The organism is Paraburkholderia sp. SIMBA_027 (assembly GCF_046535315.1).
In the GTDB taxonomy this organism is placed as follows: Bacteria; Pseudomonadota; Gammaproteobacteria; order Burkholderiales; family Burkholderiaceae; genus Paraburkholderia; species Paraburkholderia tropica.
On record NZ_JAWRWY010000156.1, the window covers coordinates 1 to 390 of the forward strand.

Annotated in this window: 1 protein-coding gene; it reads right to left on the reverse strand. The window is 31.8% G+C overall.

Annotation, left to right across the window (positions count from 1 at the left end):
• A partial coding sequence (locus SB764_RS38570) for a condensation domain-containing protein (RefSeq protein WP_410866545.1) occupies nt 1-390 on the reverse strand: 390 nt, incomplete at both ends.

Here is a 390-nt window from a genome sequence, read left to right on the forward strand (position 1 = left end):
GTTCTTCTATTTTTTGAACTAGCTTTCCATTCACTTCATCAAAGTATGTTCGTAAGCTTTCATGCCTTTTGATAATGTTATGGATAGCACCCTGTAACTTCCTGACGTTTACTTTTCCTTCTATTTCTATAGCTGTGGAGATATTGTAATTTAAACTTGCTGGGTCTAATTTATGAAGCATATACATTCTTTTTTGTACTGAAGATAATGGGTAAAATTCTTTTGAGCTAAGATTTGTTATTTCAATCTGTTCGCTCGGATTTACGGCTGTAGCGTCAATAATTGCGGCTAAATTCTTTATGGTGGGCTCTGTAAATAGTTCTTTAATTTGTATACTTTCATTAAAATCTCTTTCTATACTTGCTATTAATTTCATTGCTTTAAGAGAAT